Below are 13908 nucleotides of genomic sequence, written 5' to 3' on the forward strand. Positions count from 1 at the left end.
CACGAGCCGGTCAGGCGGCAATCATGGCCAGGGCAGAACGGATGTAGGTGGGCGAAACGGCGCGGCTCTGCGCGCAGGTGGTCGCCTCCGCATGTCCGACCCGGATGGAATGGCCGCCCCGCGCATTGGCGACGGCAAACATCGATTCGTCGGTCAGGTCGTCGCCGATGGCCAGCGGCAGGCGGTCGGTGAATGGCGCCTCCTGCATGAAGCGCTCCACCGCGTCCCCCTTGCTGGCACGGGCGGGACGGATTTCGAACACCATCTTGCCAAGCTGCAGCGCCCATCCCGGCCCCGCCTCCTGCACGTAATGGCGCATGCGCCGCTCCAGCAGCGCCTCATATTGCGGCGCCAGCCGATAGTGTGCGGCAACCGCCGCCCCCTTGTCCTCGATCAGCACGCCGGGCAGGTTTTTCGCCTCGCGGACCAGCGCCGCCTTGATCGCCTCGAATTCCGGCGTCGGCGTCGCGAAGATCATCCGGCCGTCGGCGGCCCGCATCTCCGCGCCGTGCAGTCCCGCCAACGGAAAGTGGTGCGGCCGGAACAGGGCGTCGGCATAAGGCAGGGCCCGCCCCGTCACCAATGCCAAAGCCCCGCCCATTCTGCCCGAGATCCGGCGGAGATGGTCGGGCAGCGCTTCCGGTACGACGATCTCGTCCGGTGTCGGCGCCAGGTCGAGAAGCGTGCCGTCGATATCGAGAAACAACGCCCACTGTTCGGGATGTCCACCGATACGCTCGAAAACCGCATCGGTGATCCGGTCTGCATCGACGGAGGCTGGGGGTTCGATCAACTGTTCTTCGCTCATGCAGACGAGGTAGGTCAACCCGGCTCGAAGGCAAGGTTTTTGCAATGCTCGACGGCGTCTCCCCCCACGGCGGCCGGCGAAAAAACCGAAATTCTCCGCGCCCCGGAACCTCCCTCCTCTCCCCGCGTTTTCGCCGACATGCATGACGGCAGAAGGAACCTCGATGGCCAAAACCAAAGCGCGAAAGACCCAGGATATCGCCGCCCCGATCATCCACGGCGCCGAAGACCTGCCTTCTGTGACCGTCGACAACTATAACATCGAGCTGCGTGACAAGGACGGCTTCATCGGCGACCGGGCGCGCAAATCCGCATTCCTGGAAAAGCTCGACGACTGGCGAAAGCGCGTCAGCAAGGTCGGCGACGATCCGCTCGGCGACACGCCGACCAAGGACCTGTCGAAGAAGAAGATCGACGCACTGCTGCATGGCGACGACAAGGAAGCGGCCGCCCTCGTCATGGGCGCCATCGACGATTTCGCCGGCGAACTCACGCATGTCCTCTCGCGTTATCTGAAGCAGGAAAACTGGAAACACACCGAAAGGATCGTGGTCGGCGGCGGTTTCCGGGAAAGCGCGGTCGGCGAGCTTGCCATTGCCCGCGCCATGGTCCTTCTCAAGGCGGAAGGTTGCAAGATCGAGGTCGTGCCGATCCGGCATCACCCCGACGATGCCGGCCTGATCGGCGCGGCCCACCTGATGCCCGCCTGGATGCTCAAGGGCCACGAAGCCATCCTCGCCGTCGATATCGGCGGCACCAACATCCGCGCCGGTGTCGTCGAGCTGCGCATGAAGGAGGCGCCGGATCTTTCCAAGGCGCGCGTGTGGAAATCGACGCTCTGGCGGCACGCCGACGATACGCCGCGGCGCGGCGCCACCATCGAACAGCTCGTCGACATGCTGAAGGAACTGATCGGCAAAGCCGAAAAGGCCAAACTCATTCCCGCCCCGCTGATCGGCATCGCCTGCCCCGGCATCATCGAGGCGGACGGATCGATCGATCGCGGCGGCCAGAACCTTCCCGGCGGCAACTGGGAAAGCGAGCGGTTCAACCTGCCGGAAGAGCTGACCAAGGCGATCCCGGAGATCTGCGACCACCCGACCTTCGTCATCGTCCACAACGACGCCGTCGTCCAGGGCCTGTCGCAAATCCCCTTCATGCAGGACGTGAACGGCTGGGGCGTGCTGACGATCGGCACCGGGCTCGGCAACGCCCATTTCACCAACAGGAATGCGCCGGAAAAGCCGAAGTCGAAGAACGAAACGAAACGCTGACCCCGTCTTGGGCGCCTGTTTACGACGGCCCGGAAAAAGGTAAAAAGACGGAAGCGAAACTGCTTTCCGGGAGACGTCGAATGTCGGTGGATTTCAAGACGATGAACTGGCTCAACCCGCCGCCTGCGAGCGAAGAGCGCGATGGCCGGCTCGTGGTCCGTTCCGGCCATCATACCGATTTCTGGCAGAACACCTATTACGGCTTCGAGCACGACAACGGTCATTTCCTGCACAGCTGGCGGAAATCGGACTTCACCATGGAAGCAACCTTTACCGGGCGCTACGAGCATCTCTACGACCAGGCCGGCCTGATGGTGCGCCACGATGCCAAACACTGGATGAAATGCGGCATCGAATACACCGACGGCGCCAGGCATTTCAGCATCGTCGTCACCAACCAGCATTCCGACTGGTCCGCCTTCCGCCTCGACGGCGATTTCGACGCGATCTCGGTGCGGGTGACGCGGATGTTCGATGCTTTGTTCATCCAGTATCGCACCGACCGGATGGAGGAGTGGCGCATTGCCCGCCTCGCCTATTTCCCGCCGAACTTTGCGGAACTGGCCGTCGGGCTGGTGTTCTGCTCACCGCAGCGGGACGGTTTTGAGGCGGAGTTCCGCGACCTGACGATCGGCGATCCGGTGACGCGCGACATTCACTGATGGTGATGAGGGGCAATCGCCCCACTCAAGCTCGCAAATGGCTTAAAGCAGCTTCTTGCCGTTCGGCACCGTCTTGTCGACGGCGGCGAGCACGATGGCGCCTGCCTCGTCCTCGAAGCCGAGGGTCAGCACCTCGGAGCGCATCGGCCCGATCTGGCGCGGCGGAAAATTGACGACGCCGAGGACCTGGCGGCCGATAAGCTCCTCCGGCTTGTAATGCACGGTGATCTGCGCCGAGGATTTCTTGATGCCGATTTCCGGCCCGAAATCGATCAGCATCTTGATCGCCGGCTTGCGCGCTTCCGGAAAGGGTTCCGCCTCGACGATCATGCCGACGCGGATGTCGACGCGCTCGAAGTCGCCATAGGTGATTTCTTCGGCCATCAAACGATCCTCAGCCTGCCAGTTCCTGCGCCCGCTTGCGGGCGGCCTCGACCGCCTTGTCGAACAGCGGCTGCATGCCGTCTTCCGCCATCAGCACGGAAAGCGCCGCAGCCGTGGTGCCGCCGGGCGAGGTGACGTTCTCGCGCAGCCGCGACGCCTCGTCCGTGGACTGGTGCAGCAGTTCGCCCGCCCCCGACACGGTTTCGCGGGCAAGCCGCATGGCGAGGTCGGCCGGCAGGCCGGCCTTGCGGCCCGCTTCCGCCATGCACTCGACCAGATAGAAGACATAGGCCGGGCCGCTGCCCGAAACAGCGGTCACCGCATCGATGTCGTGTTCGGCCTCGACCCATTCGACGGGGCCGCTGACCCGCAACAGCGCCTGCACCTGGGCGCGCTGCTGCTCGGTGGTGCGGGCATTGGCAAAAGCGCCCGTGACGCCGCGGCCGACCATGGCCGGCGTGTTCGGCATGGCGCGAACGGTTGCCGCCTCGCCGAGATGGCTTTCGAGATAAGCGACGGTCTTGCCAGCGGCGACCGAAACGACGACCGTCTCGGCTCCGACCAGCGGCCGGAACGGCGGCAGCACCGCATCCATCACCTGCGGCTTGACCGCGACGAAGAGAACTTCGGCCTGCAGGCCGGCCGGCGGCGTCGGTTCATGCCGCGCCCCGGCATCGCGGATCAGCGCCAGCATGGAATGGGAGGGATTGGGATCGACGACGATGACGGAGGATGCCGGCACGCCGTTCTTCAGCCAGCCGGTGAGCATCGCTCCACCCATGTTGCCGGCGCCGATGAGAACGATCGGCCCGCCAGAAAAAGACGGCGCCATGGTCATGCTTCCCCGACGGTTTCGAACAGCACCGCCGCCATGGCGCTCTGCGCGTCCATGCCCGACCAGACAACGAACTGGAATGCCTGGTAATAGGCCTCGCAGGCTTCCAGCGCGCTGGAGAGCATCACCTCCACCTGCTGGTTGTTCGGCTCGGCGCCGCCCGCAAGCAGCAGCGACTGGCGGAAGATCACCACATCCTCATGGCGCCAGAGGTCGAAATGCCCCATCAGCACCTGGCCGTTGATATGGGAGAGAAGCCGGATGACCTCGTTGACGCGCGTCTCCGGCACCTTGATGTCGAAGGCGCAGGCGACATGCAGCGCCTCGAATTCTTCCATCCAGGAAAAGGAGACGTGGTAGTCGGCCCAGCGCCCCTCGACCGTCATGGCGATTTCGTCTTCGCCCGACCGCTCGAACGACCAGTCATTGTTGGCAGCGACGAACTCGATCATGTCGACCGGGTTGGACTGACGTTGAATTTCCATTTCCATCAGGCTCATGCAGCACCTTCTCGACCGGAATGAATGCGACGTTGCGGAGCGGACACCGAAAGACACACGCGATTTACCGGAAACAACACTTCGGACGATCATCGAACGGACGGCAGGAGAACGCTTACACCCTGCCCGAGCCTGACCAGCCCCGTTTCGAATCATCATTTAAAATCAGTGTATAATGCGGGAGTCTCAACGCCAGCCCCCGGTGGTAAATTTTGCCTTAATGGGTGTGGAAAGGTGCTGCCAAACTGATTCAGCAGCGCGCCATAAACGACTCTGGAAATTGGCTTTTTTGGCTATGTCCACAGGGTGGAAAAATCAGCCGTTTTTGTGCTGGAAAAAGCAAGGGGCCGGACGGATCCCGCATCGAATGCCCGGCCGCAGCATGAAAATGGAAAGCGGACTCAGCGGCCTTCGCCGGAAAGGCGTGCTTCCAGCGCATCGAGGCGTGCCTTGAGCGCATCGTTTTCGTCGCGCGCCTTGACGGCCATTTCGCGGACGGCTTCGAATTCTTCGCGCTTGACGAGGTCCATGCTGTTGAGCAGGCGCTCGATCTGGGCATTGAAGGCCGTTTCCACCTCGCGGCGAACCCCCTGGGCGGCGCCGGCGGCATCGGTCATCAGCTTGGCAAACTCGTCGAGAATGCGGTTCGGTCCGGTGGACATGAAACTGGCTCCTTTTTGCTGCAGTCAGCACCGGGCTCTCGCTTCGCCGGCACCTTTTCAGGGAGGTAGGGTCTTCAAACGCCGTATGCAAGGAGAATCGCCGCGCTCCGTTCGGACGATGTCCGAGGATAGAACAAGAATCGGCTTGACCGTACAGGATTAGGACGCCATTTTCCGCTTCCAGCCAAAGGGTTACGAATTTGCAGACAGTCGCGCACCTCCTTTCGATCATGCCCTTTCCGGATATCGATCCCGTGGCGCTCCAGCTCGGCCCGCTGGCCATTCACTGGTACGGCCTCGCCTATGTCGCCGGCATCCTGCTGGGCTGGCTCTACGCCCGCCGGCTGACGGCAAGACCGCAGCTCTGGCGCAACGACACCCCTGCCCTGACACCGGCCCACCTCGACGATTTTCTCATCTGGGCGGCGGCCGGCATCGTGCTCGGCGGCCGGATCGGCTACATCCTCTTCTACGATCTCGCAGCCGTGGCCGCCGAACCGATCCGGGCGATCCAGATCTGGAACGGCGGCATGTCCTTCCACGGCGGCCTCATCGGGACGATCCTGGCGATGGTCATCTTCTCCCGCCGCAACGGCATCGCGATCTGGAGCATGTTCGACGTCATCGCCGCCGCAGCACCCATCGGCATCTTTTTCGGCCGGATCGCCAACTTCATCAACGGCGAACTCTGGGGCCGGCTGACCGACATGCCGTGGGCCGTGGTCTTTCCGGCCGGTGGCCCCTTCGCGCGGCACCCCAGCCAGCTCTATGAAGCGGCGCTGGAGGGCATCATGCTGTTCCTGCTGCTCGCCGCCCTGATTTACGGCGCCAAGGCCTTGAAACGCCCGGGAACCATCAGCGGCTGGTTTATCGGCTTTTATGCCGTCGCCCGCATCTTCAACGAGTTCTTCCGTGAGCCCGATGCCCAGATCGGCTATCTTGCCGGAAACTGGCTGACCATGGGCATGATACTGTCCGTGCCGATGCTTATGTTGGGAATCTGGGCCGTGCTGCGTGCCCGAAAGACGTGATGCGGAGATCAGCGTGACCACCCGTCTCGGAGAAAAAATCAAGGCACTCATCCGCACCAACGGGCCGATCAGCGTGACCGATTATTTCGCGCTGTGCCTCGCGGACCCGGAACACGGCTACTACAAGACGCGCCACCCCTTCGGCCATGCCGGCGATTTCATCACCGCGCCGGAGGTCAGCCAGTTGTTCGGCGAAATGCTCGGCGTCTTCATGGTCCACACCTGGCAACGCCACGACACGCCGGCCCATGTCCGGTTCGTCGAGATCGGCCCGGGCCGCGGCACGATGATGGCCGACATGCTGCGCGTCATCGCCCGCATCGCTCCCAGCCTCTACGGCACGATGACGGTGCACATGGTCGAAACCAGCGACAAGCTGAAGGACGTGCAGCGCGAAACGCTGGCCACGCATGCGCCAAAGGTCGTCTGGCACGATTCCTTCGACCAGGTGCCGGGCGGCTTCACGCTGCTGGCCGCCAACGAGCTTTTCGACGCCATTCCGATCCGCCAGTTCGTCAAGTCGCCGACGGGCTTCAGGGAGCGCATGGTGGGGCTCGACAGCGACGACGCGCTCGCCTTCTCCGTCGGCGTGGCGGGCATCGACCCGGCCCTGCTGCCGGCGCCGGCCGCGAGCGCCGAAAACGGCACGATCTTCGAGATTGCGCCGGCACGCGAAGCCGTGATGAACACCATCTGCGAACGGCTCAAGGCCTCCGGCGGTTCGGCCGTCGTCATCGACTACGGCCATCTGGTCTCCGGTTTCGGCGACACGCTGCAGGCGGTTCGCAAGCACGAATACGATCCGCCGCTCGCCCATCCCGGCGAGGCCGACCTGACAAGCCATGTCGATTTCGCCCGCCTGGCGCAGACGGCGCTTGCCTGCGACGTGCAAGTCAACGGGCTGTCGCACCAGGGCGACTTCCTGCTCGCCCTCGGGCTGGAGGAACGCGCCTCGGCGCTCGGCCGCGGCAAGGACGTCGCCACCCAGCACGATATCCGCGCCGCCGTCGAACGATTGGCCGGGGAAGGCGAAGGCAGGATGGGCGAATTGTTCAAGGTTCTCGTGGTTTCCAGCCCGCCGATCGATCTCGGCCGCTTTCGGGCAGTGGATTGACAGAGCGGTCCGCCTTGGGCCAAGGTCCGGCCAAAATGCGCCGCGGGATGCGATTTGCCGCTCCTCCGAAAGGGAAAACGAGCCGGTCCATCACCGACGGCGCCAGCAAGAACGAGGGCGGCAGACATGCAGGATGAGGCTTCGCCACGGCCGATCGTCAGCGACCGGCTGGCAGGCTCCGGGCATATCCGGCACGGTTTCTTCACCCGTGAGGGTGGTGTTTCCGAAGGCCTTTATCGCGGCCTCAATGTCGGGCTGGGCTCCAATGACGACCAGCAGAAGGTGCAGGAAAACCGTGCCCGCGTCGCCCGCTGGTTCGATGCGCCGGTTGACCGTCTGGCGACCGTCCACCAGGTACATTCCCCCGACGTCATGGTGGTCGACGCCACCTATGCCGGCGACCGGCCGAAAGCCGATGCGATGGTGACGGCATCGCCCGGCATCGTTCTCGGCGTGCTCACCGCCGATTGCGGCCCCATCCTGTTTGCCGACGCGGAAAACCGTGTCATCGGCGCCGCCCATGCCGGCTGGAAGGGCGCGCTCGACGGCGTCCTCGAAAGCACCGTCGAGGCGATGCTAACGCTCGGCGCCCGACGCGAGGCGATCACCGCCGTTCTCGGCCCGTCGATCAGCCAGGCGAACTACGAAGTCGGCCCGGAATTCGTCGAGCGCTTCGTGCAGCGCGACGCCGATTATGCGGAATTCTTCGCGCCGTCGGAAAAAACCGGCCATGCGATGTTCGACCTGCAGGGGCTGACCGTCAGGCGGCTGCGCGATGCCGGCGTCTCGGCGGAAAACCTCGCCATCTGCACCTATGCCGATACGGAACGCTTCTTCTCCTATCGCCGCACCACCCATGCCGCCGAGCCGGATTACGGCCGGCAGATCTCCGCAATCACAATTCTGGAGGCTTGAAATGGCACTGCACTTCGAACGCGCCGAATACACCGCCCGCCTGGAGCGCCTCACCGAAAAAATGCGGGAAGAAAAGCTCGACGCCGTGCTGCTTTTCGCCCAGGAAAGCATGTACTGGCTGACCGGCTACGACACCTTCGGCTACTGTTTCTTCCAGTCGCTGGTGGTCAAGGCGGACGGCAGCATGGTGCTGATCACCCGCTCCGCCGACCTGCGCCAGGCCCGCCATACCTCGACGATCGACAACATCGTCGTCTGGGTCGACCGCCTCAACGCCGATCCGACGATGGATCTCAAGAACCTCCTGTCGGAAATGGACCTGCTCGGCGCCCGCATCGGCATCGAATACGACACGCACGGCATGACCGGCCGCGTCGCCCGCCTGATCGACAACCAGCTGATGAGCTTCGGCCAGATCGTCGATGCCTCCTACCTCGTCAGCCGGTTGCGGCTGATCAAGAGCCCGGCGGAGATCGCCTATGTCGAACGCGCTGCCGCACTGGCCGACGACGCGCTCGATGCCGCGCTGGCGCTGATCGCGCCCGGTGCCGACGAAGCCGATATCCTGGCCGCCATGCAGGGCGCCGTCTTTGCCGGCGGCGGCGACTATCCCGCCAACGAATTCATCATCGGCTCCGGCGCCGACGCGCTGCTCTGCCGCTACAAGGCCGGCCGCCGCAAGCTCGACGCCACCGACCAGTTGACGCTCGAATGGGCTGGCGCCAGCGCCCATTATCATGCAGCCATGATGCGCACCGTGATCATCGGCGAGGCAACCCACCGCCACCAGGAGCTTTACAGCGCCTGCCTCGAAACCATCAGGGCGATCGAAACCGTGCTGCGCCCCGGCCATACGTTCGGCGACGTTTTCGATACCCATGCCAGGATCATGGACGAGCGCGGCCTCACCCGCCACCGGCTGAACGCCTGCGGTTATTCGCTCGGCGCCCGCTTCTCGCCGTCGTGGATGGAGCACCAGATGTTCCATGCCGGCAATACCGAAGAAATCCTGCCCGACATGTCGCTGTTCGTGCACATGATCATCATGGATTCCGATACGGGCGCGGCGATGACGCTCGGCCAGACCTACTTGACGACCGCCGAGGCGCCGCGGGCGCTATCGCGACATTCCCTGGACTTCCTCAATCGCTGACCGATTTGTGAATCGTTTGAATAAAAATCGAGAGATTGACAGGTGCGGCGGTCCGCACCCATAAATTCCCGGGGAGTATGAAAACTGGTGAAAGGGTGGAGTTGCGTGCACACCGTCAAAACCGTCTCCGTTGCCGGCGCACTTTTGCTGTTTTGTCTGTCTTCCTGCAGCACGACCGACGCCCTGACGCCGCAAGTCGACATCCCGAATGCGACGACCCAATCGACGCCGGTGACGCAGGCGGAAGCCGAAAGCCTGGCAAACAACGACAGCGCCGGCGACACGCAGCAATCCTTCGAGACGGACCGGCGGACGGACAACAACCGGCAGACCGGTTTTCGCCCGCAGAACACGCTGCAGGCCCAGGCCGACGCGCTTGAGAGCGGCAACCAGTCCGGCAACGTCCAGCGGCAGGAAACGACGGAAAACCGCACCACGGCGCTCGCCACGCCGGAGACATCGACCGGCACCATCCGCTTCCTGCCGATCATCGGGGCGCCGGTGCAGGCCGTCACACCGCTGTCGCGGCAACTGGGCGCGGAGGCGCGTTCGCACGGACTGACCATCAAGAGTTCGTCGGATACGAGCAGCGACCATATTCTCAAGGGATATTTCTCCGCTTTCGCCGACGACACACAGACCACGATCGTCTACGTCTGGGATGTGCTCGACGCCAACGGCAGCCGCCTGCATCGCATCCAGGGCCAGCAGAAGGTCGAGGGAACGGGCGCGGAGCCGTGGGCGCAGGTGCCGGCTTCCGCCATGCAATCGATCGCCCGCGCGACCATCGAGGAGTACCTGCGCTGGCGCGATGCGCGCGCCGGCTGACGCGGTGTTTAAAAATTGTCACATAGTTTTTAGAAGAAAAAAAGCGCGAGCGCTCCAAGGCACTTGCATTCGCGATCAGGGGCGTTAATAAGCCCCCCATCAGCATGGGACCAACGGACGGCCACAATGAAGGTTTTCGCAGGCAATTCGAACCGGCATCTGGCCGAAGCGATCTGCAAATATCTGAACGTTCCCTTAGGAAAGGCCAGTGTCAGGCGGTTCGCCGACCAGGAAATCTTTGTGGAGATCCAGGAGAACGTGCGCGGCGAGGACGTTTTTCTCGTCCAGTCGACGTCGTTCCCCACAAACGACCACCTGATGGAACTGTTGATCATGATCGACGCGTTCCGCCGCTCCTCGGCCCGGCGCATCACGGCCGTCATTCCCTACTTCGGTTATGCCCGCCAGGACCGCAAGCCCGGCCCGCGTACGCCGATCTCCGCCAAGCTGGTCGCCAACCTGATCACCGAAGCCGGCGCCGACCGCGTGCTGACGCTCGATCTTCACGCCGGCCAGATCCAGGGTTTCTTCGACATCCCGACCGATAACCTGTATGCCGTGCCGATCCTGACGCGCGACATCAAGGAAAACTACGAACTCAAGAACGTCATGGTCGTGTCGCCGGACGTCGGCGGCGTGGTCCGCGCCCGCGCGCTCGCCAAGCGTCTCGACTGTCTGCTCGCCATCGTCGACAAGCGTCGCGACCGGCCGGGCGAATCCGAAGTCATGAACGTCATCGGCGACGTCAGCGGCAAGGATTGCATCCTGATCGACGATATCGTCGATTCCGGCGGCACGCTTTGCAATGCTGCCGAAGCCCTGCTCAAGAATGGCGCTACCAGCGTCACGGCCTATATCACCCATGGCGTTCTGTCGGGCGGGGCGGTGACCCGTATCGCCTCCTCAAAGCTGCGCGAACTCGTGACGACCGATTCCATCCAGCCGACCACGGCCGTGCAGTCGGCGCACAATATCCGGGTGATCTCCACGGCCCAATTGCTCGGCGAGGCGATCAATCGCACGAGCCACGAAGCGTCGGTCTCAAGCCTATTTGACTGACGCAACGACAGGCGGCTCGAAACCGCCTGTGACGGACCGCACTGGACCTGGCCGTCATTTCGGTTACTGATCTGTTTATAAGTTTGACCATTTCTGACAAAACCGCGCAGCAGTGCAGCAGTTTCGGCCGAGAAATCGTATAAAATAAAAAAACAGAGCATTTTCACTATTCGACGAAAAAGTGAACATGCGCCGGGGACGCGTAACCAGACACATCGGTATCCAATGGCTTTGACGGCACTCGAACTCGTCACCCATCCGCGTTTTTACGAATGCATTCGAGAGCAATCCCGAATGCTGCTCGGCATGGCCGCACAAAATGCCCGCCATGCATCCGTCTTTTCGACGCAGCAGCGCTGGCTGCTGGCGCATCTCGGCCTGTCGCTCTATTTCGAGCGCACCGCCGCCAATCCCGCCGGCGGGCTGATCAATGCCCGTTTCCTGGAACTGGTGCGCGAATATGACATCGCCAGCCGCAACACCGCCGACTCCTTCATGAAGGGGATGATCCACTACAAGGCGATCCGCTACGTCTCCGACATCAAGGGCAAGCGCATGCGGCCGCTGGAACCGTCGGAGGTCACGCTCGCTGCCGTGGGCGGCTGGCTGGCCATCCACCTTTCCGTGCTCGACCGGCTGGACGGCGGCGGCCGCACGGCGGCATTCGGCGCCGATCCTGAAAGGCTGCTGGCCCGTGTCCAACCGCGCATCGCCCGCGGGCTTCTGTCGTCGAAGGCGGTGCGCGAGCCGGAAGACACATTTTCGCTGTTCACCTGGCTCAACAATGGCGGCATCGTCATGGATTCGCTGATCGCCGGTATCTCCGAGACCGACCCCGAGGCCGATCAGGTTCCGACCGACGTCCAGTCGGTCGCCGACCTTGCCGGCCGCCTGATGCTGTCGCGAACCCATCTGACGCGCAAGCTGCGTTCGGCGGAAGCCATGGGCAGCATCGGCTGGACCGGCCGCCGCGGACAATCGATCATGTGGGTCTCCCGCGGCTTCCGCCAGGAATATGCCAACGCCCAGGCGATCAAGCTGGCGATCATCGGGGAGGCTTTCGAAGCGATCACCGGCATCGACACGCCGCTATCCGCCGCCCTGGAACGAGCGGCGGGCTGAGAAGCCTGTCGGCTGCGAGCAATCGGTGCGCCGTCAGTCGGCGCCCTTGATCTTCTGCCCGTTGACCTCGACCGAACCGTCCTCGGCAACGGCGATATCCCAGCGCTGGCGGCCATCCGGGTCAGCCTTGGCAAAACCCTTGATCATCATCAGGCCGAAGGAAAACTGGTTGAACTGCGGCTCGGCCTTGGCCGCTTCCTGGAAGTAGGCGATCGTCTTGTCGTAGTCGCGGGCAAGAATCGTCGCCTGCATCGAAACCCGCTTGCTGTCGTCCGGATAGGTCTTCATCTGGCCGGTCATCTCGACGTCGTAGGCATCGGACCTGGCGGCCACGCGGTCGAAATTCACCGTCACCTTGCCATCGGGGAAAATCATCTTGGCGAGTTCCGCACTCTGTTCTTCGCTCAGTGCCTCGCCACGGGAAAGATCGGCCTGATCAAGGGCGGCGTTGAGGAAGCCACCGAGGTTCATGTCGGGCATGCTGAAGGAAAACTCGGTTTCTTTCGGCAGCAGCGACAGGAAGGCGGCAGGCACCGCCGCCGACGACACCGAAGGCTCCCGCGCCTTCACCGACACGCCGAAGCGCGTCGCGTTGGTGAGGCCGGTCATCTGCAGGCCGTAATCGAGGCTTTTCATCGAAAAGTCGCCCTGCGGCGTCGTAACCCGAAGATTGTTCAGGGTAATCGTCTCGTCGAGCGAGGACATCAGCGGCAGCGCCTTGCGGATCAGGTCCTTGAGGCGGGCCTGCTCGTCGGCGGCGAGCTCGTCCTTCTTGACGTGGTCGAGAACAAACACGACGAGGTCGCGCAATTCCGTCATCAGCATGCCCTTGATGCCGGCGTCGAAGACCAGCGAATCGGCATGAAGCTCGACCGGCGGCGCGCCGGCGGTGACGACCTTCTCATAAAAGGCGTTCAGGCTGCCGTTGACCTTGATGTCGGCGGTGCCGCCTGCCCCTTCCGCCGTGTCTACGACATAGACCATGTCGCCGAAGGTGGCATCGACCTGCTCGCCTCCCTTCGTGACGTTGAGCTTCAGGTCCTTCGCCTTGAATTCTCCGTTACGGAAATAGGTGATCGCCGGATCGAACAAACCGGCATAGGAATAATTGCCGATGGAATAGCGGAAATCGTTGAAGACATCGGCAACCTTGGCACGCACCTTCACGTCCAGGCGGCCACCGCTTTCGATCGTCCACAGCCCGCCGTCCGCCGGTTCGGCGAACATCGACATCGGCTTCAGGCCTTCGATCGTGGTATCCGGCGGCGCGTCGGCCTCGATCAGTTTCGAGAAATCGACGACGATCTCGTAGCGCCGGCTGGCCGGCTGGACGGTGATAAAATCGCTGTTGGCGAGTTTTTCCGGAAGATAGTGCGTCAGGCTGCTGCGCAATTCCGCCGCTCCCTTCGCATCGATCTCGGCCGCCTGCATGGGCACGACAAAAAGACTCGTTACGGCAAAACCTGTGGCAGCGATTGTCTTGAGTTGCATCTCCGGCTCCCTTGTCGCTCGTCGCCGGCATACTGAAATCGCCAGCGCCACGATGTCAACGCCAAGGAGCT

Annotated in this window: 15 protein-coding genes; 9 read left to right on the top strand and 6 right to left on the bottom strand. The window is 63.2% G+C overall.

Translation table 11 applies throughout. The features are described from left to right. Positions 1–10: 10 nt before the first annotated feature. Positions 11–808, bottom strand: coding sequence for a trehalose-phosphatase (otsB, locus tag DEM27_RS29890; RefSeq protein WP_109461944.1), 798 nt, complete (start codon positions 806–808; stop codon positions 11–13). Between the two features lie 163 nt (positions 809–971). Between otsB and DEM27_RS29895 the strand changes: the two genes are divergently transcribed. After that, entirely contained in the window at positions 972–2081 is a 1110-nt protein-coding gene (locus DEM27_RS29895) for an ROK family protein (RefSeq protein WP_109461909.1), read from the top strand. 80 nt (positions 2082–2161) lie between these two features. Then, complete coding sequence (locus DEM27_RS29900; protein WP_109461910.1) at positions 2162–2743, top strand: DUF1349 domain-containing protein; 582 nt, start codon at positions 2162–2164, stop codon at positions 2741–2743. A gap of 42 nt (positions 2744–2785) precedes the next feature. On the opposite strand, the gene DEM27_RS29905 is transcribed toward DEM27_RS29900, so the two are convergent. From DEM27_RS29905 to DEM27_RS29920, 4 genes are all read right to left on the bottom strand, one after another. Next, positions 2786–3127, bottom strand: coding sequence for a tRNA-binding protein (locus tag DEM27_RS29905; protein ID WP_109461911.1), 342 nt, complete (start codon positions 3125–3127; stop codon positions 2786–2788). A gap of 10 nt (positions 3128–3137) precedes the next feature. After that, on the bottom strand, positions 3138–3959 hold the full coding sequence (proC, locus tag DEM27_RS29910; RefSeq protein ID WP_420028868.1) for a pyrroline-5-carboxylate reductase: 822 nt from the start codon (positions 3957–3959) through the stop codon (positions 3138–3140). A 2-nt stretch (positions 3960–3961) separates the two neighbouring features. Beyond that, positions 3962–4462 carry a type III secretion system chaperone family protein gene (locus DEM27_RS29915; RefSeq protein WP_109461913.1) on the bottom strand — a complete coding sequence of 167 codons (501 nt, stop codon included), beginning with the start codon at positions 4460–4462 and terminating at the stop codon, positions 3962–3964. Between the two features lie 401 nt (positions 4463–4863). Beyond that, positions 4864–5124 (bottom strand): accessory factor UbiK family protein, encoded by a 261-nt coding sequence (locus tag DEM27_RS29920; protein ID WP_109461914.1) that lies wholly within the window; start codon positions 5122–5124, stop codon positions 4864–4866. Positions 5125–5324: 200 nt separating this feature from the next. Here DEM27_RS29920 and lgt point away from each other — a divergent pair, with 200 nt between their 5' ends. The 7 genes from lgt to DEM27_RS29955 all read left to right on the top strand — a co-directional run bounded on the left by lgt (position 5325) and on the right by DEM27_RS29955 (position 12346). Continuing rightward, entirely contained in the window at positions 5325–6155 is an 831-nt protein-coding gene (gene lgt / locus DEM27_RS29925) for a prolipoprotein diacylglyceryl transferase (RefSeq protein WP_165823683.1), read from the top strand. A 13-nt stretch (positions 6156–6168) separates the two neighbouring features. After that, positions 6169–7269 (top strand): class I SAM-dependent methyltransferase, encoded by a 1101-nt coding sequence (locus DEM27_RS29930; RefSeq protein ID WP_109461915.1) that lies wholly within the window; start codon positions 6169–6171, stop codon positions 7267–7269. 126 nt (positions 7270–7395) lie between these two features. Continuing rightward, entirely contained in the window at positions 7396–8184 is a 789-nt protein-coding gene (gene pgeF / locus DEM27_RS29935; RefSeq protein WP_109461916.1) for a peptidoglycan editing factor PgeF, read from the top strand. 1 nt (position 8185) lies between these two features. Beyond that, positions 8186–9337, top strand: coding sequence for a M24 family metallopeptidase (locus DEM27_RS29940; RefSeq protein WP_109461917.1), 1152 nt, complete (start codon positions 8186–8188; stop codon positions 9335–9337). A 105-nt stretch (positions 9338–9442) separates the two neighbouring features. Next, complete coding sequence (locus DEM27_RS29945; RefSeq protein WP_109461918.1) at positions 9443–10165, top strand: hypothetical protein; 723 nt, start codon at positions 9443–9445, stop codon at positions 10163–10165. A gap of 126 nt (positions 10166–10291) precedes the next feature. Beyond that, the gene (locus DEM27_RS29950; protein WP_109461919.1) at positions 10292–11224 is read left to right on the top strand and encodes a ribose-phosphate pyrophosphokinase; all 933 of its coding nucleotides are present in this window, start codon (positions 10292–10294) and stop codon (positions 11222–11224) included. Between the two features lie 225 nt (positions 11225–11449). Continuing rightward, a complete protein-coding gene (locus DEM27_RS29955; RefSeq protein ID WP_109461920.1) occupies positions 11450–12346 on the top strand; it encodes a hypothetical protein in 897 nt (298 codons plus the stop codon). A gap of 33 nt (positions 12347–12379) precedes the next feature. On the opposite strand, the gene DEM27_RS29960 is transcribed toward DEM27_RS29955, so the two are convergent. Next, complete coding sequence (locus DEM27_RS29960; RefSeq protein WP_109461921.1) at positions 12380–13837, bottom strand: hypothetical protein; 1458 nt, start codon at positions 13835–13837, stop codon at positions 12380–12382. Between the last annotated feature and the right edge of the window lie 71 nt (positions 13838–13908).

Source organism: Rhizobium album (assembly GCF_003122325.1).
Taxonomy (GTDB): domain Bacteria; phylum Pseudomonadota; class Alphaproteobacteria; order Rhizobiales; family Rhizobiaceae; genus Metarhizobium; species Metarhizobium album.

Coding starts and splice junctions, on each gene's coding strand:
- DEM27_RS29960 (WP_109461921.1), bottom strand. CDS start 13,837: ATGCAACTCAAGACAATCGCTGCCACAGGTTTTGCCGTAACGAGTCTT.
- DEM27_RS29895 (WP_109461909.1), top strand. CDS start 972: ATGGCCAAAACCAAAGCGCGAAAGACCCAGGATATCGCCGCCCCGATC.
- proC (WP_420028868.1), bottom strand. CDS start 3,959: ATGGCGCCGTCTTTTTCTGGCGGGCCGATCGTTCTCATCGGCGCCGGC.
- DEM27_RS29950 (WP_109461919.1), top strand. CDS start 10,292: ATGAAGGTTTTCGCAGGCAATTCGAACCGGCATCTGGCCGAAGCGATC.
- pgeF (WP_109461916.1), top strand. CDS start 7,396: ATGCAGGATGAGGCTTCGCCACGGCCGATCGTCAGCGACCGGCTGGCA.
- DEM27_RS29940 (WP_109461917.1), top strand. CDS start 8,186: ATGGCACTGCACTTCGAACGCGCCGAATACACCGCCCGCCTGGAGCGC.
- DEM27_RS29900 (WP_109461910.1), top strand. CDS start 2,162: ATGTCGGTGGATTTCAAGACGATGAACTGGCTCAACCCGCCGCCTGCG.
- DEM27_RS29915 (WP_109461913.1), bottom strand. CDS start 4,462: ATGAGCCTGATGGAAATGGAAATTCAACGTCAGTCCAACCCGGTCGAC.
- DEM27_RS29920 (WP_109461914.1), bottom strand. CDS start 5,124: ATGTCCACCGGACCGAACCGCATTCTCGACGAGTTTGCCAAGCTGATG.
- DEM27_RS29955 (WP_109461920.1), top strand. CDS start 11,450: ATGGCTTTGACGGCACTCGAACTCGTCACCCATCCGCGTTTTTACGAA.
- DEM27_RS29905 (WP_109461911.1), bottom strand. CDS start 3,127: ATGGCCGAAGAAATCACCTATGGCGACTTCGAGCGCGTCGACATCCGC.
- otsB (WP_109461944.1), bottom strand. CDS start 808: ATGAGCGAAGAACAGTTGATCGAACCCCCAGCCTCCGTCGATGCAGAC.